17 protein-coding genes are annotated in these 18,828 nt (G+C 72.0%); 10 read left to right on the top strand and 7 right to left on the bottom strand.

What is annotated here, in order from left to right; genetic code table 11:
- The first annotated feature begins 6 nt into the window (after positions 1–6).
- Positions 7–693: a histidine phosphatase family protein gene (locus AB0M93_RS14060; protein ID WP_364272646.1), complete on the top strand. Its 687-nt coding sequence runs from the start codon at positions 7–9 to the stop codon at positions 691–693.
- Here the strand turns inward: AB0M93_RS14060 and AB0M93_RS14055 are convergent.
- Positions 656–1,420 carry an ABC transporter permease gene (locus tag AB0M93_RS14055; protein WP_364272643.1) on the bottom strand — a complete coding sequence of 255 codons (765 nt, stop codon included), beginning with the start codon at positions 1,418–1,420 and terminating at the stop codon, positions 656–658. The genes AB0M93_RS14060 and AB0M93_RS14055 overlap by 38 nt on opposite strands.
- Before the next feature lie 17 nt (positions 1,421–1,437).
- Positions 1,438–1,911, bottom strand: a complete 474-nt coding sequence (locus AB0M93_RS14050) for an MmpS family transport accessory protein (protein WP_364272640.1) — start codon at positions 1,909–1,911, stop codon at positions 1,438–1,440.
- 166 nt (positions 1,912–2,077) lie between these two features.
- On the opposite strand from AB0M93_RS14050, the gene AB0M93_RS14045 reads away from it, so the two are divergent.
- The 4 genes from AB0M93_RS14045 (at position 2,078) to AB0M93_RS14030 (ending at position 5,715) form a co-directional block, all read left to right on the top strand.
- Entirely contained in the window at positions 2,078–2,866 is a 789-nt protein-coding gene (locus AB0M93_RS14045) for a helix-turn-helix domain-containing protein (protein WP_364272637.1), read from the top strand.
- Positions 2,867–2,972: 106 nt separating this feature from the next.
- Complete coding sequence (locus tag AB0M93_RS14040) at positions 2,973–3,950, top strand: LacI family DNA-binding transcriptional regulator (RefSeq protein ID WP_364272634.1); 978 nt, start codon at positions 2,973–2,975, stop codon at positions 3,948–3,950.
- A 475-nt stretch (positions 3,951–4,425) separates the two neighbouring features.
- Positions 4,426–5,007 carry a DNA-binding protein gene (locus AB0M93_RS14035; RefSeq protein WP_364272631.1) on the top strand — a complete coding sequence of 194 codons (582 nt, stop codon included), beginning with the start codon at positions 4,426–4,428 and terminating at the stop codon, positions 5,005–5,007.
- Between the two features lie 51 nt (positions 5,008–5,058).
- Positions 5,059–5,715 (top strand): RES family NAD+ phosphorylase, encoded by a 657-nt coding sequence (locus AB0M93_RS14030; RefSeq protein WP_004558748.1) that lies wholly within the window; start codon positions 5,059–5,061, stop codon positions 5,713–5,715.
- On the opposite strand, the gene AB0M93_RS14025 is transcribed toward AB0M93_RS14030, so the two are convergent.
- Genes AB0M93_RS14025 through AB0M93_RS14015 form a run of 3 tightly spaced genes read right to left on the bottom strand, consistent with a single transcriptional unit; the run spans position 5,697 to position 8,843 of the window.
- Positions 5,697–5,855: a hypothetical protein gene (locus tag AB0M93_RS14025; RefSeq protein ID WP_364272628.1), complete on the bottom strand. Its 159-nt coding sequence runs from the start codon at positions 5,853–5,855 to the stop codon at positions 5,697–5,699. The two genes, AB0M93_RS14030 and AB0M93_RS14025, sit on opposite strands and share 19 nt — an antisense overlap.
- 18 nt (positions 5,856–5,873) lie before the next feature.
- The gene (locus AB0M93_RS14020; protein WP_364272625.1) at positions 5,874–7,829 is read right to left on the bottom strand and encodes a S9 family peptidase; all 1,956 of its coding nucleotides are present in this window, start codon (positions 7,827–7,829) and stop codon (positions 5,874–5,876) included.
- 51 nt (positions 7,830–7,880) lie between these two features.
- Complete coding sequence (locus AB0M93_RS14015; RefSeq protein WP_364272623.1) at positions 7,881–8,843, bottom strand: TerC family protein; 963 nt, start codon at positions 8,841–8,843, stop codon at positions 7,881–7,883.
- Positions 8,844–9,146: 303 nt separating this feature from the next.
- Between AB0M93_RS14015 and AB0M93_RS14010 the strand changes: the two genes are divergently transcribed.
- Genes AB0M93_RS14010 through AB0M93_RS14000 form a run of 3 tightly spaced genes read left to right on the top strand, consistent with a single transcriptional unit; the run spans position 9,147 to position 13,723 of the window.
- Positions 9,147–12,005, top strand: a complete 2,859-nt coding sequence (locus AB0M93_RS14010; protein WP_364272620.1) for an alpha/beta fold hydrolase — start codon at positions 9,147–9,149, stop codon at positions 12,003–12,005.
- Positions 12,006–12,036: 31 nt separating this feature from the next.
- Positions 12,037–12,963 carry an ABC transporter permease subunit gene (locus AB0M93_RS14005; protein WP_364272617.1) on the top strand — a complete coding sequence of 309 codons (927 nt, stop codon included), beginning with the start codon at positions 12,037–12,039 and terminating at the stop codon, positions 12,961–12,963.
- A 19-nt stretch (positions 12,964–12,982) separates the two neighbouring features.
- Positions 12,983–13,723, top strand: coding sequence for an enoyl-CoA hydratase/isomerase family protein (locus AB0M93_RS14000; protein WP_364272614.1), 741 nt, complete (start codon positions 12,983–12,985; stop codon positions 13,721–13,723).
- Here AB0M93_RS14000 and AB0M93_RS13995 read toward each other — a convergent pair.
- Entirely contained in the window at positions 13,720–14,223 is a 504-nt protein-coding gene (locus tag AB0M93_RS13995) for an SRPBCC family protein (RefSeq protein ID WP_364272611.1), read from the bottom strand. The two genes, AB0M93_RS14000 and AB0M93_RS13995, sit on opposite strands and share 4 nt — an antisense overlap.
- Before the next feature lie 235 nt (positions 14,224–14,458).
- Between AB0M93_RS13995 and AB0M93_RS13990 the strand changes: the two genes are divergently transcribed.
- Positions 14,459–15,844: a S28 family serine protease gene (locus tag AB0M93_RS13990; RefSeq protein ID WP_364272608.1), complete on the top strand. Its 1,386-nt coding sequence runs from the start codon at positions 14,459–14,461 to the stop codon at positions 15,842–15,844.
- A 59-nt stretch (positions 15,845–15,903) separates the two neighbouring features.
- Positions 15,904–16,296 carry a VOC family protein gene (locus tag AB0M93_RS13985; protein WP_364272605.1) on the top strand — a complete coding sequence of 131 codons (393 nt, stop codon included), beginning with the start codon at positions 15,904–15,906 and terminating at the stop codon, positions 16,294–16,296.
- A 366-nt stretch (positions 16,297–16,662) separates the two neighbouring features.
- Here the strand turns inward: AB0M93_RS13985 and uvrB are convergent, their stop codons facing one another.
- Positions 16,663–18,819, bottom strand: a complete 2,157-nt coding sequence (uvrB, locus tag AB0M93_RS13980) for an excinuclease ABC subunit UvrB (RefSeq protein ID WP_364272602.1) — start codon at positions 18,817–18,819, stop codon at positions 16,663–16,665.
- Positions 18,820–18,828 lie beyond the last annotated feature (9 nt).

The following is an 18,828-nucleotide window of genomic DNA, read 5'->3' as shown; positions in this document are numbered from 1 at the left end:
GGGGCCATGAGCACGCCCGAGCAGGAGATCGAATACCGCCAGCACCGCTTCAGCCCGCCGCCGGGTTCGACGGAGATCTTCCTGGTCCGGCACGGCGAATCCGCCCCGGCCCGCGGCGACGACCCGTTCGAGCTCGTCGACGGCCAGGCCGACCCGGACCTCGCCCCGGACGGCCGCGACCACGCCCGGCGCGTCGGCGAGCGGCTGGCCGGCGAGCGGATCGACGCGATCTACGTGACGACGCTGCGCCGCACGGTGCAGACCGCCGCGCCGCTGGCGGAGAAGCTGGGGCTGATCCCGGTCGTCGAGCCGGACCTGCGCGAGATCCACCTCGGCGACTGGGAGAACGGCCTGTTCCGGAAGTACACGGCCGACGGCCACCCGATCGTCGACCGGCTGTGGACCGAGCAGCGCTGGGACGTGATCCCGGGCGCGGAGTCCGACGAGGCGTTCGGCGCCCGGCTGCGGGCGGCGCTGACCCGCATCGCGGCCGCGCACCCGGACCAGCGGGTGGCGGTGTTCACCCACGGCGGCGTGATCGGCGAGGTGTTCGCGCAAGCCAGCCGCTCGGTCGAGCGGTTCGCGTTCCTCGGCGCCGACAACGGGTCGATCTCGCACCTGGTGCTGCAGGGCGACACCTGGATCGTGCGGCGCTTCAACGACACCGCGCACCTGGCTGCGCCGCTCGGCTGAGCTTCCCGGCCGCGACGAGCTGCACGGTCACCAGGACCGAGACGGCCTCCGCGGCGAGCAGCCCGATCAGCACGAGCACCTGCGTCAGCCCGGCCTGCACCGGCCCGGCGCCGCCGAGCAGCACGCCGACGTAGGCGCCGGGGAGCGTCACCAGGCCGACCGTGCGGGTCTGGTCGAGCGCGGGGATCAGCGCGTGCCCGGCGGACGGGCGGCAGATCTCCAGCGCGGCCGGCCGCGGCAGGAACCCCAGCGCGAGGGCGGCTTCGTACTCGCCGTGGCGCGCCTTCAGCTCGTCGAGGGCCCGGCCGGCGGCCTGCGAGGTCGCGGTCATCGCGCCGCCGATCACGATCCCGGCGATCGGCACGACGGCGATCGGCTTCGGCGGGACGACCCCGGCACCGAGGACCAGCGCGAGCACGGGCACCACCCCGGCGGCGATGGCCAGCGCCGTCCACGGGAGGTTCCGGCGCGTGCCGACGCGCCGCGCCGACGTCACCGCGGCGATGCCGAACATCAAGAGCACGAAGACGCCGGTGAGCGGGGCCGAGCGCAGGACGGCGGTGATCACCAGCGACACGACGGCGAGCTGGGCGACCGCCCGCACGGCGGCGATCAGGACGGCGCGTCCCGGGCCGAGGCCACCGGCCTGCACGACGGCCGCGCCGGCGACGGCGAGCAGGACCAGGACGGCCACCAGGGCGGGTCCGAAGGTGATCGCGGCGTTCACGCCGCCGATCCTGCCGCCTAGACGGCGCAGCTGAAGAGGCGGTCCGATCCGGTCTCGGTCTTTTCGGCGACGACGACACCGTCGACGACGATCCGGCAGCGCAGGGCGCCGGGCCCGGGGTTCCGGGCGGCGATGCTGTAGAACTCGGTGCGGCCGGCGGGCCCGACCCGGGTGAACTGCGTCGACCACGGCGTCGCGACCTCGGCGTGCTGGGTCAGCGCCGAGCCGGCGGCGGCGAAGGTGACGTTGCGGGCGCCGTGCGCGCCGAGCAGCTCGTAGACGACGGTGTGGCTGACGGTGCGGACGGCGGCGGGGGCGACCGGCGCGGTGGCGGGCTCTTCCCCGGCGGGGCCCCGCGCGGACCGGGGCAGGACGTAGGACGTCACCGCGAAGGCCGCGGCGAGCACCCCGAGGACGACGACGAAGCTGCCGGTCGACCGAGCCCGCCCGGCGCAGTCGCGCTGGGGCCGGATCGCGGTGGGAACACCCATGGAGAGGTCTTCTCTCGTCCCGCGCACTTCCGTCGAGTGCGTCGATCTATATCTCGCCGTGACCTGACGGTGTGTTAGCCGGTCGTCGCAAGAAGTTCGGCATTCACCCGGTCGGGGGTCCGCGAGCGGTGCCGTTTCTGTCGGATCCGGGTGCCATGATCGAGGGGTGTACGAGGAGGCGGCGCCGCCGGGGCGGCTGCGGGACGTGGCGCGGTGCGTGTGGCGATCGGCTTCGGAGGGACCGAAGCGGATCGTCCCGGACGGCTGCGTGGACCTGGTCGCCGGCGACGGCGAGGTGTTCGTGGCCGGTCCGGACACAACGGCGTGGTCATCGGTGACGACGCCGGAAGCGAAGCTGAGCGGCATCCGCTTCCACCCGGGCCACGCGGCGGCGGTCCTGGGCGTGGCGGCGGACGAGCTGCGGGACCGCCGGGTGCCCTTGGGCGAGGTGTGGGGCCGGCCGGGGGCGCTGGCGGCGGAGCGGCTGCTGGCCGGGGAGTGGTCGTGGGCGGACGCGGTGGCGTCGCGGATGGCGGAGGTGCCACCGCCCGACGCGGCGGTGACGGCGTTGATCGCCCGGCTGGACGCGGGCGCGGCCCGCGTCACCGAGGCGGCGGCCGTCCTTGCGCGGTCCGGTGAAGCCCGGCCGGAGGTCGAACGGGTCGAAGATCCCGCCGCGTCGGTGGCGGTGAGCGAACGGCGGCTGCGGCGGCGGTTCGTCCAAGCGGTGGGCTACGGTCCGGCCACCTACCTCCGCGTCAGCCGGTTCCAACGCGCCGTCGCGCTGGCGCCGCACACGCCCGGCTTGGCCGCGCTGGCCGCCGCCGCGGGGTATGCCGATCAGGCGCACCTCAGCCGGGACTGCCGGGCGCTGACCGGTCTCACGCCGCGCGCCTACTTCCGCCTTCCCTCCACTGTGGACGTTGCCGTGCGTGATCGACTCCGTTCGGCGTAACCCGCACGGACAACCGGAAGTGGCCGTTCACCCGAAAAGGTAAGCGGACGGTAAACGACTACCAAGAGCGCTATCCTCCCCCTCGACGAGTGATCAGGGAGGACGTGTGGCCACCATCAGCGACGTCGCGGCCAGGGCCGGCGTCTCCACGGCGACCGTGTCGCGCGCGCTCAACGGGAAGTCCACTGTGGACCCCACCCTGGCCGCCCGCGTCCAGGAGGCGGCCGCCGAGCTCGGCTACCACCCGAACGGGCTGGCCCGGAACCTCCGCCGTCAGGAGACGGCAGTGCTCGCGCTGATCATCTCCGACGTCGAGAACCCGTTCTTCACGGCCATCGCGCGCGGCGTCGAGGATCTCGCGCAGCGGTCGAGGTATTCGGTGGTCCTCTGCAACTCCGACGAGAACGAGGACAAGGAGCGGCGCTACATCGAGGTCGCGCTGCAGGAGCGGGTCGCCGGGGTGGTGCTGTCCCCCACGGGCCGCTCGACGAACGTCGAAGGCCTGCACCGCCAGGGCACTCCCCTGGTGGCGGTGGACCGGCCACTGCCCGCGGCGGCCGGCGACCAGGTCCTGGTCGACACACGCCACGCGGCGGCCGAGGCCACGCGCCACCTGCTCGACGGCGGCTACGAACGCGTGGGCTGCTTGACGGGCCCGGCGGGCGTCCGAACGGCCGACGACCGCCTGGCGGGCTACGCGGACGTGGTCGGCGAAGAGAACGTTCTGTCCCGCCGGGCGGAGTACCGCGCGGAGGGGGCGCGATTGGCCGCACTGGAGCTGCTCGACGAGCCATCGCCGCCGGACGCGCTCCTGGTCGCGAACAGCACGATGGCGATCGGGGTCCTGGAGGCCCTGTCGGCCCGCGGCCTGCGTCCCGGCCGCGACGTGGGCATCGTCTCGTTCGACGACGCACCGTGGACCACGCTGATCGACCCTCCGCTGACGGTGGTCGCCCAACCGGCGTACGAGGTCGGCCGGGTGGCAGCGCAGCTCCTCTTGGCCCGGATCTCCGACAGCAGCCGGGACGCGACGACCACGACGCTGGAGGCCCGCCTGATCGTCCGGAAGAGCTCCCGGCGCTGAGACCAGGGGCCGACCACCCGGTTGGCCGGCTCACGCATCCAGAGAGGCGACTTGCGCACGCCACGGGTCGGCCCGAGCACCCAGACAGTCGGCCCGCGCACCCAGAGGGTCCGCTCGCGCGCCTAGGCAGTCGGTCACCCGGCAGAGCGACGTGCCCAGGGGGCCGGCTCGTGCCGGGCCCCCCAGGCACGCCCCACCCCCTGTGTCCCCCATCACCGGCGCCGAGCGCCGGATCCTGTGAGCACGGAGCGGAAATCGTTTACTCACCGGCAACCTAGGTGCGCCGACAACCACTGTCAAGCCGGCCCCGGGGCTGGACAACCGCCCCTCTTCCGGGGACACTGACCGGAAGTTGCTCACTCAACGTGTTGAGTGATGTGCCGTAAGTGTCGATCTCTGGTGAATTCACCCACAGACAGGGCAAGAAACCGCACGAACCCGCACACGCGCGCTGTTTCGGGTTAACCTGAGCCACATGTCTGTAGCGCTGGAGAACATCCTCGCCAAGGCGGGCCTCAAGGTCGACGCGAACGAGTTCCTCACACTCGTCGAAGACGCGGCGCGCAGACTCTCTCCACCGAACCCCGATCCGTCGCACTACTTCTCGGCCGATCAGCGGGCCGCGCTCGCCGATGTCGGCCTCGACCTGTCGCCGCGGCGGGAAGACGAACCCGACTTCCGGGCGCGGACCGTCGCCGCCCATGCCGTGCTCGCCGAAGGCGCGCTCAGCGTCAACGAAGCCGCCAAGGCGCTCGGGGTCGACGACAGCCGGATCCGGCACCGCCTCAAGGAAGGGCGGCTGACCGGGTGGAAAGACGGCGGCTGGCGGCTGCCCGCCTGGCAGTTCGCCGGCTCCGGGGTGCTCCCCGGCCTCGAGGTCGTGCTGAAGGCGTTGCCCGAAGACCAGCCCGCGCTCGTCGTCGCCGCTTTCATGAGCACGCCGCAGGCCGACCTGGTCATCAACGAGCACGCGGCGACCCCGCGCCAATGGCTTCTCTCCGGTGGTGACCCGGACCACGTCGCCCGCCTCATCGCCACGCTCGGCACGCCACTCTAGGCTGGACCTTCCCGAGCAAGATCACCGACAAGGACGGACCACCCCCGACCCATGGCCCGGCTCCCGCTGCCGCCCGCCCGATCCGTCCTGGTCCGGCAGCTGAACCGCGCCGACGACGTGGTGACGGTCCAGCCCGCGACCAGGCTCGTCCGGATCTTCACCGCGCACGGCAACCACCCCCAGCAGTGGAACTCGTTCCGCTACACCGGCCCGCTCCCGCACGGGCGGTTCGACCAGCAGTCGCCCGGCCGCGGCGGCGCCCCGGTCACCGATCCCGCGAACGGCGTCCTGTACTTCGGCCTCACCGTGCGCACGTCGGTCGCCGAGGTGTTCCAGACGAGCTCGACGGTCGACCGCCGCACCCGCGGCCCCCGGCTCGTCGTCGTCCGCCCGACGCGCACGCTGCGCCTGCTCGACCTGACCGGTCTCTGGCCGACGCGAGTCGGCGCGTCCCAGGAAATTTCCAGCGGCCCGAAGAAACTTACCCAGGCGTGGGCCCGCGCGATCCGCGGCGCGTTCAGCGACCTCGACGGCCTCTGGTACCGCTCCTCGATGGACTCCGGCGACCCCGCGATCTGCCTGTGGGACCCGCCGGCGGGCGCCGCGCTGCCCATCGCGCCGGACGTGCTGCTGCCGCTGGACCACCCGGGCCTGGACGTCCCCCTGGGCCGCGTCTGCGAAGAGCTGAACTACACGCTGCTGAACTGAGCCGCCGGCACGGGGATGATCGCCCGCAGATCGGGGCCGTCGACGACGTGGGTCGCGGCCGCGCGGGCCGCGTTGAACCCGATGCTCGTCCCGACGGCGGCCAAGAGCCGCAGATCGGACCAGCTGCCGCCTGGCCGCATACGCCGCCAGACCAAGGGTCACAGATGCCGCGACCACCACTCGAGGATCGCTTCGAAGCGCTGGACGCGGTGCCGCGGGCGGCCGGACCGGCTCAGCTCGTGGCCTTCGCCGGGGAACACCAGCATTTCCGCGGGCGCGCCCGCGCGGCGCAGGGCCACGAACATCCGCTCCGCCTGCTCCAGCGGGCAGCGCCAGTCCTGCTCCGAATGCACGACCGCGAACGGGATCTCGATCTGCGCCGCGTACGACAGCGGCGAGCGGTCCCGCTGGACCTCCGGCGACGAGCCGATGTAGGCGTCGACGAACATGTAGCCGATGTCGGAGCTGCCGAGCATCGAGTCCCACGCGTTGACTGCGCGCTCGCTCCACGCCGCCTTGAACCGCTCGCCGTGGTGGGCGGCCAGCCAGCTCGTCATGAACCCGCCGTACGAACCGCCCATGATGCCGACGCGGGAAGCGTCGAGGTCCGGGCGCTCGAGCGCCTTGTCGAGCAGCGCCAGGACGTCGTCGACGTCGACCGTGCCGAAGGCGTGGGTGATCGCGTGGCCGTGCGCCTGGCCGTAGCCCGCCGAGCCGCGGGGGTTGCCGACCACCACCGCGTAGCCCGCCGACGCGTACACCTGGGCCTCGTCGAACAGCGCCCAGTCCTGCTGGGTGAACGGGCCGCCGTGGACCACGCGCAGCACCGGGTGCGGGCCGTCGCCCTCGGGCAGCACCAGCCAGCCGTGCACCGGGTAGCCGTCCGGCGCGGTCGTCTCCAGCTCGAGCACCGGGCGGATGCCCTTGTCCCGCAACGGCTTCGAGTAGTCGGTGAGCACCCGCGGGCCACCGTCGCCGAGCAGCACGACCTCGCCCGGCGTCGACGGCGTCGCGATCACGGCCACCAGCACCGAGCCGTCCAGGGCGAACGACCGGACCACGGCCCGGTCCGCGTAGACCACCGGCAGGTCGGCCAGCGGGGCCTCGGCAGCGCCGGCCGCGACCGCGCGCAGCTCCACGGCGCCGCGGTTGCGGACCGCCACCAGGACGTCGTCCCCGCGCGGGACAGGCGGGCCCGCCGCGGCCTCGCAGTCCACCGTCTCGGCGTCGGTGAGCCGGCGGCCTGCCACCGGGCCGGCGCCGAATTCGGGCGTCGCCGCGTAAAGCCCCGTGGGGGCGGCTTCGTGGTGGTCCTCGAAGGACTGTCCGAAATAGAACAGCGTGCCGTCGGGGCCGAAGGCCGGCCGCTCCGCATAGCCGTCGCAACGCACGACGACCGAAGGCTCGCCGCCCTCGGCGGGGATCGCGCAGATGTCGCGCGAGTCGCTTTCGGCCGCGCCCCAGTCCGGCGGCGCGGTGAAGACCACGCGGGTGCTGTCCGGTGTCCACACCGGGTGGGCCGCGTCGAACCCGTCGCCGGTCAGCGGCTCGGGGTCGGCGAGCTCCTCCTGGTCGAGGGCCCCGACGGCGTCGACGACGAACAGCCGCTGCATGCGGTCCCGGACGAACCCGACGTCGTCGAGCCGGTAGTCCATCCGCGTGATCCGGCGCGGGGCCTCGGCGGCCGGCTCCGGCGTCTCGCCGTCGGCGTCCGGCGTGCCGTAGCGGCCCGCTTCGGGCACGCGGGCGGTGAACGCGATCCGCCGCGAGTCCGGCGCCCACACCGGCTCGCCCGCCCCGAGGTGCAGCGACGTCAGCCGGCGGGCCTCCCCGCCGGCCGACGCCATCACGTGCAGCTGCGGGCTGCCGTCCGCGCCCTTGCCCTCACCCGCGCGGAGGAACGCCACCCAGCGCCCGTCCGGGGAGATCGCCGGGGCGGAGTCGCGCGGACCGTGGGTCCACGCGGCCTCACCGCCGTCGAGCGACACGCGCCGCACCGCGCCGAGCGCGGCGTTCGCCTTCAGATCCGGCTTCTTCAGCGCGGTGAGCAGCAGGTTCCCGCGCAGGGCGGGACGGCCGGGAGTGACGAGGTCTTCGATGTCGGCAGGACGCACTTCCCGACCGTACCCGAATTCCTTAGCGGTGCGAACGAGTTTCGCGAGGTCTCACGCGATGACCTGCTTCCGCTCGTCGCGCCGGGCCTTGGCCAGGCTGGCCACCGTGGTCACCGACAGCACGACGACGATCACGCCGAGGGAGACCCAGTTGTTGATGTCCAGCCAGTCGGGCACGACGTGGTACTCGTGCAGCGCGTGCAGGAACAGCTTCGCCCCGATGAAGGCGAGGATCACCGCGAGGCCGTAGCTGAGGTAGACGAGCTTGGTCACCAGGCCGCCGAGCAGGAAGTACAGCTGCCGCAGGCCCATCAGCGCGAACGCGTTGGCGGTGAAGACGAGGAACGCCTCCTGCGTGATGCCGAAGATCGCCGGGATCGAGTCGACCGCGAACAGCAGGTCGGCCGAGCCGATGGCCACGATCACCAGCAGCATCGGCGTCATCATCCGCTTGCCGTTGATCTTCACCGTGTAGTGGTGGCCGTGGTAGTCGTCGGTCACCGGGGCGAACCGGCGGACCTGCTTGGTGACGGCGTTCTCGTGGTACTCCGCTTCCTCGCCCTTGCCGCGCAACATGCTGATCGCGGTCCAGATCAGCACCGCGCCGAACAGGAAGAACACCCAGACGAACTGGGCGATCAGCGCGGCGCCGATGGCGATGAAGACGCTGCGCATGGCGAGCGCGAGCAGGATGCCGACCAGCAGCACGCGGTGCTGGTGGATGGCGGGCACCTTGAACGACCCCATGATGATCATGAAGATGAACAGGTTGTCGACGCTCAGCGAGTACTCGGTGATGTACCCGGTGAAGAACTCGACGCCCGGGTCGTGGCCGGCGAAGACCCACACCCCGATGCCGAAGACGATCGCGCACGAGACGTAGAAGATCACCCAGCGAGCGGCTTCCCCCGTGGTCACTTCGTGCGGCTTGCGGTCGACGATCACCAGGTCCAGCGCGATCAGCGCGAGCAGGCCACCGATCGTGGCGATCCACAGCCACAGGGGGACAGTCATGGAACTCGAACCTCCGGATAGTGCGCATGAGCAACTAACCGGAGGTCTCTTCCGCCGGTGGAACCACCGGCCGACGGTGCCGGGGGCGCTGGGCCACCGTGCTGACGACACCGCCGCGAAGGAATACTCCCCTCACAGCGTGTCCAGTTTGCCGGTTCCCCCACCCGAGCGCCAGCCGGGATCGCGCACGTCACCGGGTTGGTCCTGTAATTCCGGTCACTTCGGTCCACCAGGTGGTCGATCGCGTGTGATCACCGTGAGCCGGTGAGGACACTCTCAGGAAACTTCACATACGGTCACGTCGTGCCCCGACTCCCGCTCCCGCGCACCCGCCGCGCCCGGCTCACGGCGCTCGGCGCCGTCGTGGTGGTGCTCGCCGCCGCCACCGTCCTCTGGGCGACGCGCGACACGGCCCCGCCCGCCGTGCCCGCCCAGGACGCGCTGATCGACATGCCCGCCGCGCCCGGCTCGGCCGAGCAGGTCAAGATCGACACGACCACCTACCTCCCCGCCACCGTGCCCGCGCCGGCCGTCCTGCTCGCGCACGGCTTCGGCGGGGACAAGACCAGCGTCGCCGACGACGCCCGCGAGCTCGCGCGCAAGGGCTTCGTCGTGATGACGTGGTCCGCGCGCGGCTTCGGCAAGAGCACCGGCAAGATCGGGCTCGACGACCCGGACGGCGAGGTCGCCGACGCGAGCCGGCTGATCGACCGGCTCGTCGCGCAGCACCAGGTGACCCTCGACGCGAAGGGCGACCCGAAGGTCGCCGTCACCGGTGCCTCCTACGGCGGCGCGCTCGCGCTGCTGCTGGCGGGCACGGACAAGCGCGTCGACGCGATCGCGCCGATGATCACCTACAACGACCTCGCGCAGGGCCTGATCCCGAACGCCGCCGCACCGGCGCCGCCGTCGACGGGCACCCCGGCGGCCGGCGCCTTCGCGGCCGACGGCGTGTTCAAGAAGAGCTGGGCCGGCATCTTCTTCTCGGCCGGGTCCGGCGCCGCCGCGAGCGGCTCGCCGTCCGCCGAAGCACCCGAAGCCGGACAGGAGACCGACACCGGATCCACCGGGGCCGGTGCCGGCGGCGCCGCCCTTCCCGCCGCGCCGCCGGGGGCCGGCGGGCCGCGTGGCGGGGCCGCCGACCCGTGCGGCCGGTTCACCGCCGCGGTCTGCCGCGCCTACACCGAGCTCGGCACCACCGGGCAGCTCAGCCAGGCGAGCGTCGACCTGCTGCGCCGCGTCTCCCCCGCGTCCGTGACGAACAAGATCACCGTGCCGACGCTGCTGGTGCAGGGCGAGAGCGACACGCTGTTCGGCCTCGACCAGTCCGACGCGACCGCCCGGCAGATCACCGCGGCGGGCGGCAAGGTCCGGACGATCTGGTACACCGGCGGCCACGACGGCGGCAAGCCGGGACCGCAGCTGCGCGCCAAGATCGGCGACTTCCTGAAGACGGCGCTGGACGGCGGCGACCCGGGCACCGGCTTCAGCTACGACGTCCAGGGCACGTTGCGCGCCAACGGGACCCCGTCGGTCCGCACGGTCAGCGCCGCCGCCTACCCCGGGCTGACCGGGCCGGCCACCGAACGGCGGCTGCTGGCGCTGGCCGGACCCGCGCAGCCGGTGGTGCGCCCGGCGGGGGCGAACCCGGCGGCGGTCAGCGGGATCCCCGGCCTCAACGGCGTCGCGAGCAGCTCGTCGCGGCTGGGCGCGCTGTTCAGCAACGACCCGCCCGGCCAGGCCGCGCAGTTCACCACGGCGGCCTTCGACGGCCAGGTCGTCGTCAGCGGGTCGGCCACCGTGCGGCTGCAGGTCGCCGCGGACCCGGCGCACCCGCAGCCGGACGCGGTGCTGTTCGCGAAGCTCTACGACGTCGGGCAGGACGGCTCGCGTGTGCTGCCGGCCAACGCCATCGCGCCGTTCCGGGTGAGCGGGCTGCCGGCCGACGGCACCCCGGTCGAGGTGACCGTGACACTGCCCGGCATCGTCCGGCCGATCGAGGGCGGGCACTCGCTGCGGCTCGTCGTCGGCACCACCGACCAGGCGTTCGCCGCCCCGGCCGCGCCCGCGGTGTTCCGCATCGGGCTCGCCGGCGGCACCGCGCTGGCCGTGCCGATCGTGCCCGGGACGTCGGTCGGCTCCCCGGCGCCGGTCGGGCAGCTCATCGGTATCGGCGTGACGCTGGCGATCGGCCTCGCCGCGGTGCTCTTCGCGGCCCTGCGCCGCCGCCGCGCCACCGACGCCGACCCCGAGCTGGCCACCACACCGCTGGTCATCGAGGGACTGCGCAAGCAGTACGCGGGCGGGTTCGTCGCCGTGAAGGACCTGTCGTTCCGCGTCGAGCCGGGCCAGGTGCTCGGCCTGCTCGGGCCGAACGGCGCCGGCAAGACGACCACGCTGCGGATGCTGATGGGCCTGATCACGCCGACCGAGGGCAGCATCCGCGTCTTCGGGCACAAGATCACCCCGGGCGCGCCGGTGCTCTCGCGCATCGGTTCGTTCGTCGAGGGTTCCGGGTTCCTGCCGCACCTGTCGGGGCGGGCGAACCTCGAGCTGTACTGGGCGGCGACCGGGCGGCCGGCCGAGAAGGCGCACTTCGCGGAGGCGCTGGAAATCGCCGGGCTCGGCAACGCCGTCGAACGCCGCGTGCGGACCTACAGCCAGGGCATGCGGCAGCGGCTGGCGATCGCGCAGGCGATGCTCGGCCTGCCGGAGCTGATGGTGCTCGACGAACCGACCAACGGGCTCGACCCGCCCCAGATCCACCAGATGCGCGAGGTGCTGAAGCGGTACGCCGCGACCGGCCGCACGGTGGTGGTGTCCAGCCACCTGCTGGCCGAGGTCGAGCAGACCTGCACGCACGTCGTGGTCATGCACCGCGGCTCGCTCGTGGCCTCGGGCGAGGTCGGCGAACTGGCCGCGGCCGGCGGCGAGGCGACGTTCCGGGTCGATGATCCGGCGGCGGCCGCCGCGGCGCTCAAGGCGCTGAGCGGGGTCACCGACGTCGACGTCGAGGGCGAGCTCGTGCACGCCAACCTCGGCGAGCTGCCGCGGGCCGAAGGCGTGGCCGCGCTGGTGCGCGCCGGCGTCGCGGTCGAGCAGGCCGGGCCCCGGCGCCGGCTGGAAGACGCGTTCCTGCAACTGGTCGGAGATGAGTCATGACCGCCGACGTACTTCCTCCCGCGGAGGCGAAATGAGCACCGAGGGTGTGCACACCGATCCGCACGCGCTCGACGAGCTGAGCGACATCGCGTCGGCCGAGCACGCCGGCGTCGGGCCGGACGGCGCGGTCGAGGGCTACTCGGCGCGGCGGACACTGCGGCTCGGCGTCGAGCTGCGGCGCCAGCTCAAGCGGCGGCGCACGCAGTTCCTGCTCGGGTTCGTCGCGATCCTGCCGTTCATCCTGGTGCTCGCGTTCCAGCTCGGGCAGTCGAGCCCGAACCGGCGCAGCGGCGGGTTCGTCGACCTGGCCACGGCGTCCGCACCGAACTTCGTCGTGCTGGCGCTGTTCGTGTCGGGGACGTTCCTGCTGCCGATGATCGTCGCGCTGTTCTTCGGCGACACGATCGCGAGCGAGGCGTCGTGGTCGAGCCTGAAGTACCTGCTGGCCGTGCCGGTGCCGCGGCAGCGGGTGCTGCGGCAGAAGGCGATCGTGTCCGGGCTGCTGTCGGCGTTCGCGCTGGTGCTGCTGCCGCTGGTGTCGCTCGGCGTCGGCGTGCTCTGGTACGGCGCGGGCGACGCGATCAGCCCGACCGGCGACGCGGTGTCCTTCGGCGACAGCCTGCTCGCCATCGCACTGTCCACTGTGTACATCATCCTGCAGCTGGCCTGGGTGGCCGGGCTCGCGCTGGCGCTGAGCGTGTTGACCGACGCCCCGCTCGGCGCGGTCGGCGGCGCGGTGCTGGCGGCGATCCTGTCGCAGATCCTGGACCAGATCACGGCGCTGGAGGGACTCCGGAACTACCTGCCGACGCACTACGCGTTCTCCTGGATGGATCTGATCTCGACCGACGTCGACTGGACCAACCTGGCGAGCGGGATGCTGTCGGCGGCGATCTACGGGACGGTGTTCTTCCTCTTCGCCGGGCGCCGGTTCGCCAGGAAGGACATCACCAGCTGAAGCCGGTACGGTCAGGCTCGTGCCGATCACGCTGGACAGCCAAGACGACGTCGCCGTGCTCCGGATCGACCACGGCCGGGCCAACACGCTCGACACGGACTCGTGCCTCCAGCTGGTCCTCCGGCTCGAGGAGGCCGAGCAGGCCCGTGCGGTGGTGCTCACCGGAACGGGGGGCATCTTCTGCGCGGGCGTCGACCTCAAGCGCGTCGACGACGGCGGCGCCCCGTACGTGGCGGAGTTCCTGCCGCTGCTGTCCGACGCGCTGCTGGCGGTGTTCGGCTGCCCGCGCCCGGTGGTGGCGGCCCTGAACGGCCACGCGATCGCCGGCGGCGCGGTCCTCGCGGCGGCCTGCGACCACCGGGTGCTCGGCGCCGGCACGGTCGGCGTCACCGAGCTGCTGGTCGGGCTGCCGTTCCCGCTGGCGGCCCTGGAGATCCTCCGCTGCGCGTACGGGACGGCGCAGCTGCCCTCGCTCACCTACACGGGTAAAACCTGGGGCGGCGCGGAGGCCCTGGCCCGCGGGCTGGCCGACGAACAGGCTCCGCCGGAAGAGGTGCTGGACCGGGCGGTCGCCGTCGCGTCCCGGCTCGGCGAGCTGCCCGCCGAGCCGTTCGCCCACACCAAGGCCCAGATCCGCCAGCCCTTCCACGAGCGGATCGCCGAATACCGCCACTCCGACGACCCGGAGGTGGCGCGGTTGTGGCAGTCCGACGAGGCGCTGGCCGCGGTGAAGTCCTATGTGGACCGGGTGCTCCGCTAGGCGGCGTGCACGCCGCTCTCGGCGAGGGACTTGATGCCCTCGACCGTCTTCTGCATGTTGGCCTGCAGCTCCCCGAGCCGCATCGCGACGATCTCCTCTTCGTGCTCGGGCATCGACCCGATGATCGTCGTGAGGTTGGACGGGCCGGGGCCGATCTGGGCCCACTGGCGCAGGATCGTGCCGTCGCCGTCCGGGATCAGCTCGAAGCGCCACGACGCCGCCGGGTTCGTCACGTCCATCACGGCCCAGGCGAACAGGCGGCCGGGCTCGTAGCCCGTCACGGTCGAGATCGTTTCCCATTCGCCGGCGACCGGGTGGGAGTTGCGGCCGCGGAACTGCGCGCCGAGGCCGGGCTCGGCTCCCTCGAGCCAGCCGCCGCCCTGGAACTCGTTCGAGAACCGGGCCGGCAGGTCGACGTCCAGCAGCCAGGACCAGACCTCCGCCGGCTGCGCGGCGATGCGGATTTCGACCTGGGTCGTAGGGCAGTCGGAAACCTTCATGGCGGACCCCTCGCTCGATGCCGGTGCCTACGGGTTCGGACCGTAACGCGGCCCCGAACACCCGGACAACTCGCACGGTGCCCGCGGCTGCGCACCCCGGAGGACGCCGCCCCGGGCGCGGCGCCACCCGCCGAAAGTCGGATCCTGACCGATTCTGCGCCCGGACAGCCGATTGCCGACCCGGGCCGGTTCTGTGAGGGTCCCACGGAGGGTTCGTGAGCCGGGAGGGTGCTCGATGCGCAGACTTTTCACCGCCGGTGCGGTCCTGCTCGCGCTGGCCGGCCTGGCGCCGGCGGCCGCGGCGGCGCCGGACATCAAGACGGAGCTGCAGCGGATCCCGGGGCTGACCATCGTGTCCGAGGACCCGGCCCCGGCCGGGTTCCGGTTCTTCAAGCTGACCTACACGCAGCCCGCCGACCACCGCCACCCCGGCGCGGGCACGTTCCAGCAGCGGTTCACCCTGCTGCACCGGGACTTCGCCGCCCCGACGGTCGCCTACACCAGCGGCTACAACGTCGGCAGCGCCCCCAACCGGGCCGAGCCGACGCAGATCGTCGACGGCAACCAGCTTTCGATGGAGTACCGCTACTTCACGCCTTCGCGGCCGGAGCCGGAGAACTGGGCGAAGCAGCTGACGATCTGGCAGGCGGCGGCCGACGAACACCGTGCGGTGCAGGCGTTCAAGGCGATCTACCCGGGCAAGTGGCTGGCCACGGGCGGCAGCAAGGGCGGCATGACCGCAACGTACTTCCGGCGCTTCTACCCCGGCGACGTCGACGCGACGATCCCGTACGTCGCGCCCAACGACGTCATCGACCCGGTCGACGTCTACAACCGGTTCCTCTCCCGCGTGGGCAACGATCCGGCGTGCCGCGACGCGTTGAAGGCCATCCAGCGCGACGCGCTGAAACGGCGTGACGAACTGGGCGCGATCGCCGCGGCGGACGCGGCGCAACGCGGGCTGACGTTCTCGATCGTCGGGTCGGCGGACAAGTCCCTCGAGATTTCGGTGATCGACTCGTACTTCGCGTTCTGGCAGTACCAGAAGCAGTCCGACTGCGCGACGGTACCGGCCCCGGGCGCACCGGCGGCCGAGGTCTACGCCTGGTACGAGAAGGTGGAGAGCCTCAACACCTACTCCGACCAGGACCTGGCGCCCTACATCCCGTACTACTACCAGGCGGCGGTCCAGCTGGGTTCGCCCGAGGCGTACGACAGCTACCTGCGCGACCTGCTGCGCTACCCGGGCGCGGACCAGCCCAAGACGTTCGTGCCGGCGTCGATCCGCCTTCCGCGCTTCGACTACCTGGCCATGCCGGACATCGACTTCTGGGTGAAGTCCCGTGGCACGCGCCTGCTGTTCGTGTACGGCTCGAACGACCCGTGGGGCGCGGAGCCGTTCGAGCTGGGCTTCGGCAGCCGGGACTCGTACCGCTACTACGTCCAGGGCGGCAACCACGGATCGAAGATCGCCCAGCTGGCCCCGGCCGAGGCCGCGGCGGCAACGGCGACGGTCCGGCGCTGGGCGGGCCTGCCCCCGGCGGCACCGCTGGCCGCGCGTTCGGCGCCGGCGGGCTTCCCGGACTTCGACGCGGACCTGACGCCTCGCACGCGGCTGTAACTTTCCTCAGGCTGGGCGTACTCTCACGGCACCTGACGGCCCGGCCTGAGGAGGCACGCATGCCTCGTCCCGTCCACTTCGAGATCCACGCGGGCGACCCCGAACGCGCGGTGGCGTTCTACACGGCGGTGTTCGGCTGGAAGTTCGAGCGCTGGGGCGACGTCCCCTACTGGATGATCAAAACCGGCGACGGCGACGGCATCGACGGAGGGTTGCTCCCCCGCCAGGGCCCGGCCCCGGAGGCCTCGGCCCCGGTCCACGGCTTCGTCAACACGATCGACGTCCCCGACCTCGACCACGCACTGGGCGAGGTGAACCGGGCGGGCGGAACGCTGGCCCTGCCGAAGAACTCTGTTCCGGGCGTGGGGTGGCTGGCGTACTGCAAGGACACGGAGGGGAATGTCTTCGGGATGCTGCAGCCGGACGAGAACGCTCCCGCTCCGGAGGGGTGAGCCGGAGGCCGGTGAACCGGCTTTGGGGTCGGAGGGCGGTGAACCGGCTTTGGGGTCGGAGGGCGGTGAACCGGCTTTGGGGGGCCCTTCATCCCGATGCCCGATTGTGACTACGGCCGGTGGTACCGCGTCAAGGCGGGAAAGCGTGCCTTGACCCGGTACCACCGGCCGTGTTGGGGCTTCGGATCGGGATGCAGGGCGGGGTGTGGCTGCCTGTCTCGTTCCGTGCGGTGTTCCTGCCTGGCTCGTGCCTGACCTGGCGGCCCTCCGCCGGCCGCCGTGCCTGACCTGCCGGGCCTCGGTCCGGCGGACCTGCTGCCCCGGCCCCGGCTCCCTGCCGCGTCATCCCGACCCGACGGCCGGCTTCTACTTGATGCCGGCTGCGTCCATGCCCCTCAGCTCCTTCTTCAGGTCCGAAATCTCGTCCCGCAGCCGCGCTGCCAGCTCGAACTGGAGGTCGCGGGCCGCCTGCATCATCTGGTCCGTCATCTGCTGGATCAGGTCCGCCAGCTGGGCGCGCGGCATTGCCGACACGTTCTTGTCGACCAGCATTCCCGAGCTGCGGACCCGGTCGCCCTGCTCGGGCTTCTTGCCGCGTGAGGAGTTGCGGCCCGAGCCGCCCACCGAGACCTGCTCCGTGTCCTCCGCTTCGCTGTACACCCGGTCGAGGATGTCCGCGATCTTCTTCCGCAGCGGCTGCGGGTCGACGCCCCGCTCCTTGTTGTAGGCGACCTGCTTTTCGCGGCGGCGGTCCGTCTCGTCGATCGCGTGCTTCATCGAGTCGGTGATCTTGTCCGCGTACATGTGGACCTCGCCCGAGACGTTTCGCGCCGCTCGGCCGATCGTCTGGATCAGGGACGTCCCGCTCCGGAGGAACCCTTCCTTGTCCGCGTCGAGGATCGCCACCAGCGACACCTCCGGCAGGTCGAGGCCCTCGCGCAGCAGGTTGATGCCGACCAGCACGTCGAAGTCGCCCGCCCGCAGCTGCCGCAGCAGCTCGACGCGCCGCAGCGTGTCGACCTCCGAGTGCAGGTAGCGCACCCGGATGCCCAGCTCCAGCAGGTAGTCGGTCAGGTCCTCGGACATCTTCTTCGTCAGCGTGGTGACCAGCACCCGCTCGTCCTTGTCCGCCCGCTCGCGGATCTCGTGCACCAGGTCGTCGATCTGGCCCTCGGTCGGCTTCACGACCACCTTCGGGTCGACCAGGCCGGTCGGCCGGATCACCTGCTCGACGAACTCGCCGCCGGCCTGGCCCATCTCGTACGGGCCCGGCGTCGCCGACAGGTACACCGTCTGGCCGATCCGGTCGGAGAACTCCTCCCAGGTCAGCGGCCGGTTGTCGACCGCGCTCGGCAGCCGGAAGCCGTACTCGACCAGGTTGCGCTTCCGGGACATGTCGCCTTCGTACATGCCGCCGATCTGCGGGACCGTCTGGTGCGACTCGTCGATCACCAGCAGGAAGTCGTCCGGGAAGTAGTCGATCAGCGTCGCCGGCGCCGTGCCGGGACCCCGGCCGTCGATGTGGCGCGAGTAGTTCTCGATGCCGGAGCAGAAGCCGACCTGGCGCATCATCTCGATGTCGTAGGCCGTGCGCATCCGCAGCCGCTGCGCCTCCAGGAGCTTGCCTTGGCGCTCCAGCTCGGCGAGCCGCTCCTCGAGCTCCTTCTCGATGCCCTGGATCGCCTTTTCCATCCGCTCCGGGCCGGCGACGTAGTGCGTCGCGGGGAAGATCCGGACCTCGTCGACCTCCTTGACGATGTCCCCGGTCAGCGGGTGCAGGTAGTAGAGCTTCTCGACCTCGTCGCCGAAGAACTCGACGCGGATCGCGAGCTCCTCGTACGCCGGGATGATCTCGACCGTGTCGCCCCGGGCGCGGAACGTCCCGCGCGCGAAGGCGATGTCGTTGCGCGTGTACTGGACGTCCACCAGGGCGCGCAGGAAGACGTCCCGGTCCAGCTGCATGCCGACCTTCAGCTTCGACGACCGGTCGAGGTAGGACTGCGGCGTGCCGAGGCCGTAGATGCAGGAGACACTGGCGACCACGATGACGTCCCGCCGCGACAGCAGGTTCATCGTCGCCGAGTGCCGCAGCCGCTCGACGTCGTCGTTGATCGAGGAGTCCTTCTCGATGTAGGTGTCCGTCTGCGCGATGTACGCCTCGGGCTGGTAGTAGTCGTAGTAGCTGACGAAGTACTCGACCGCGTTGTGCGGGAAGAGTTCGCGCAGCTCGTTCGCCAGCTGGGCGGCGAGGGTCTTGTTCGGGGCCATCACCAGCGTCGGCCGCTGGACGCGCTCGATGAGCCACGCCGTCGTCGCCGACTTGCCGGTGCCGGTGGCGCCGAGCAGCACGACGTCCTTCTCGCCCGCCTTGATCCGGCGTTCGAGCTCGTCGATGGCCGCCGGCTGGTCACCGGCGGGCTGGTAGTCACTGACCACCTCGAACCGGCCGCCGGTCCGGGGGATCTCCGAGACGGGCCGGAAGTCGGACTGGGCGAGCACGGGGTGTTCGGTTGCGAAAGCCACGTGGACCAG

Origin of the sequence: Amycolatopsis sp. NPDC051102 (genome assembly GCF_040682815.1) — a bacterium.
Classification (GTDB): domain Bacteria; phylum Actinomycetota; class Actinomycetes; order Mycobacteriales; family Pseudonocardiaceae; genus Amycolatopsis.
This window is presented reverse-complemented; position numbering and strand designations above follow the sequence as displayed.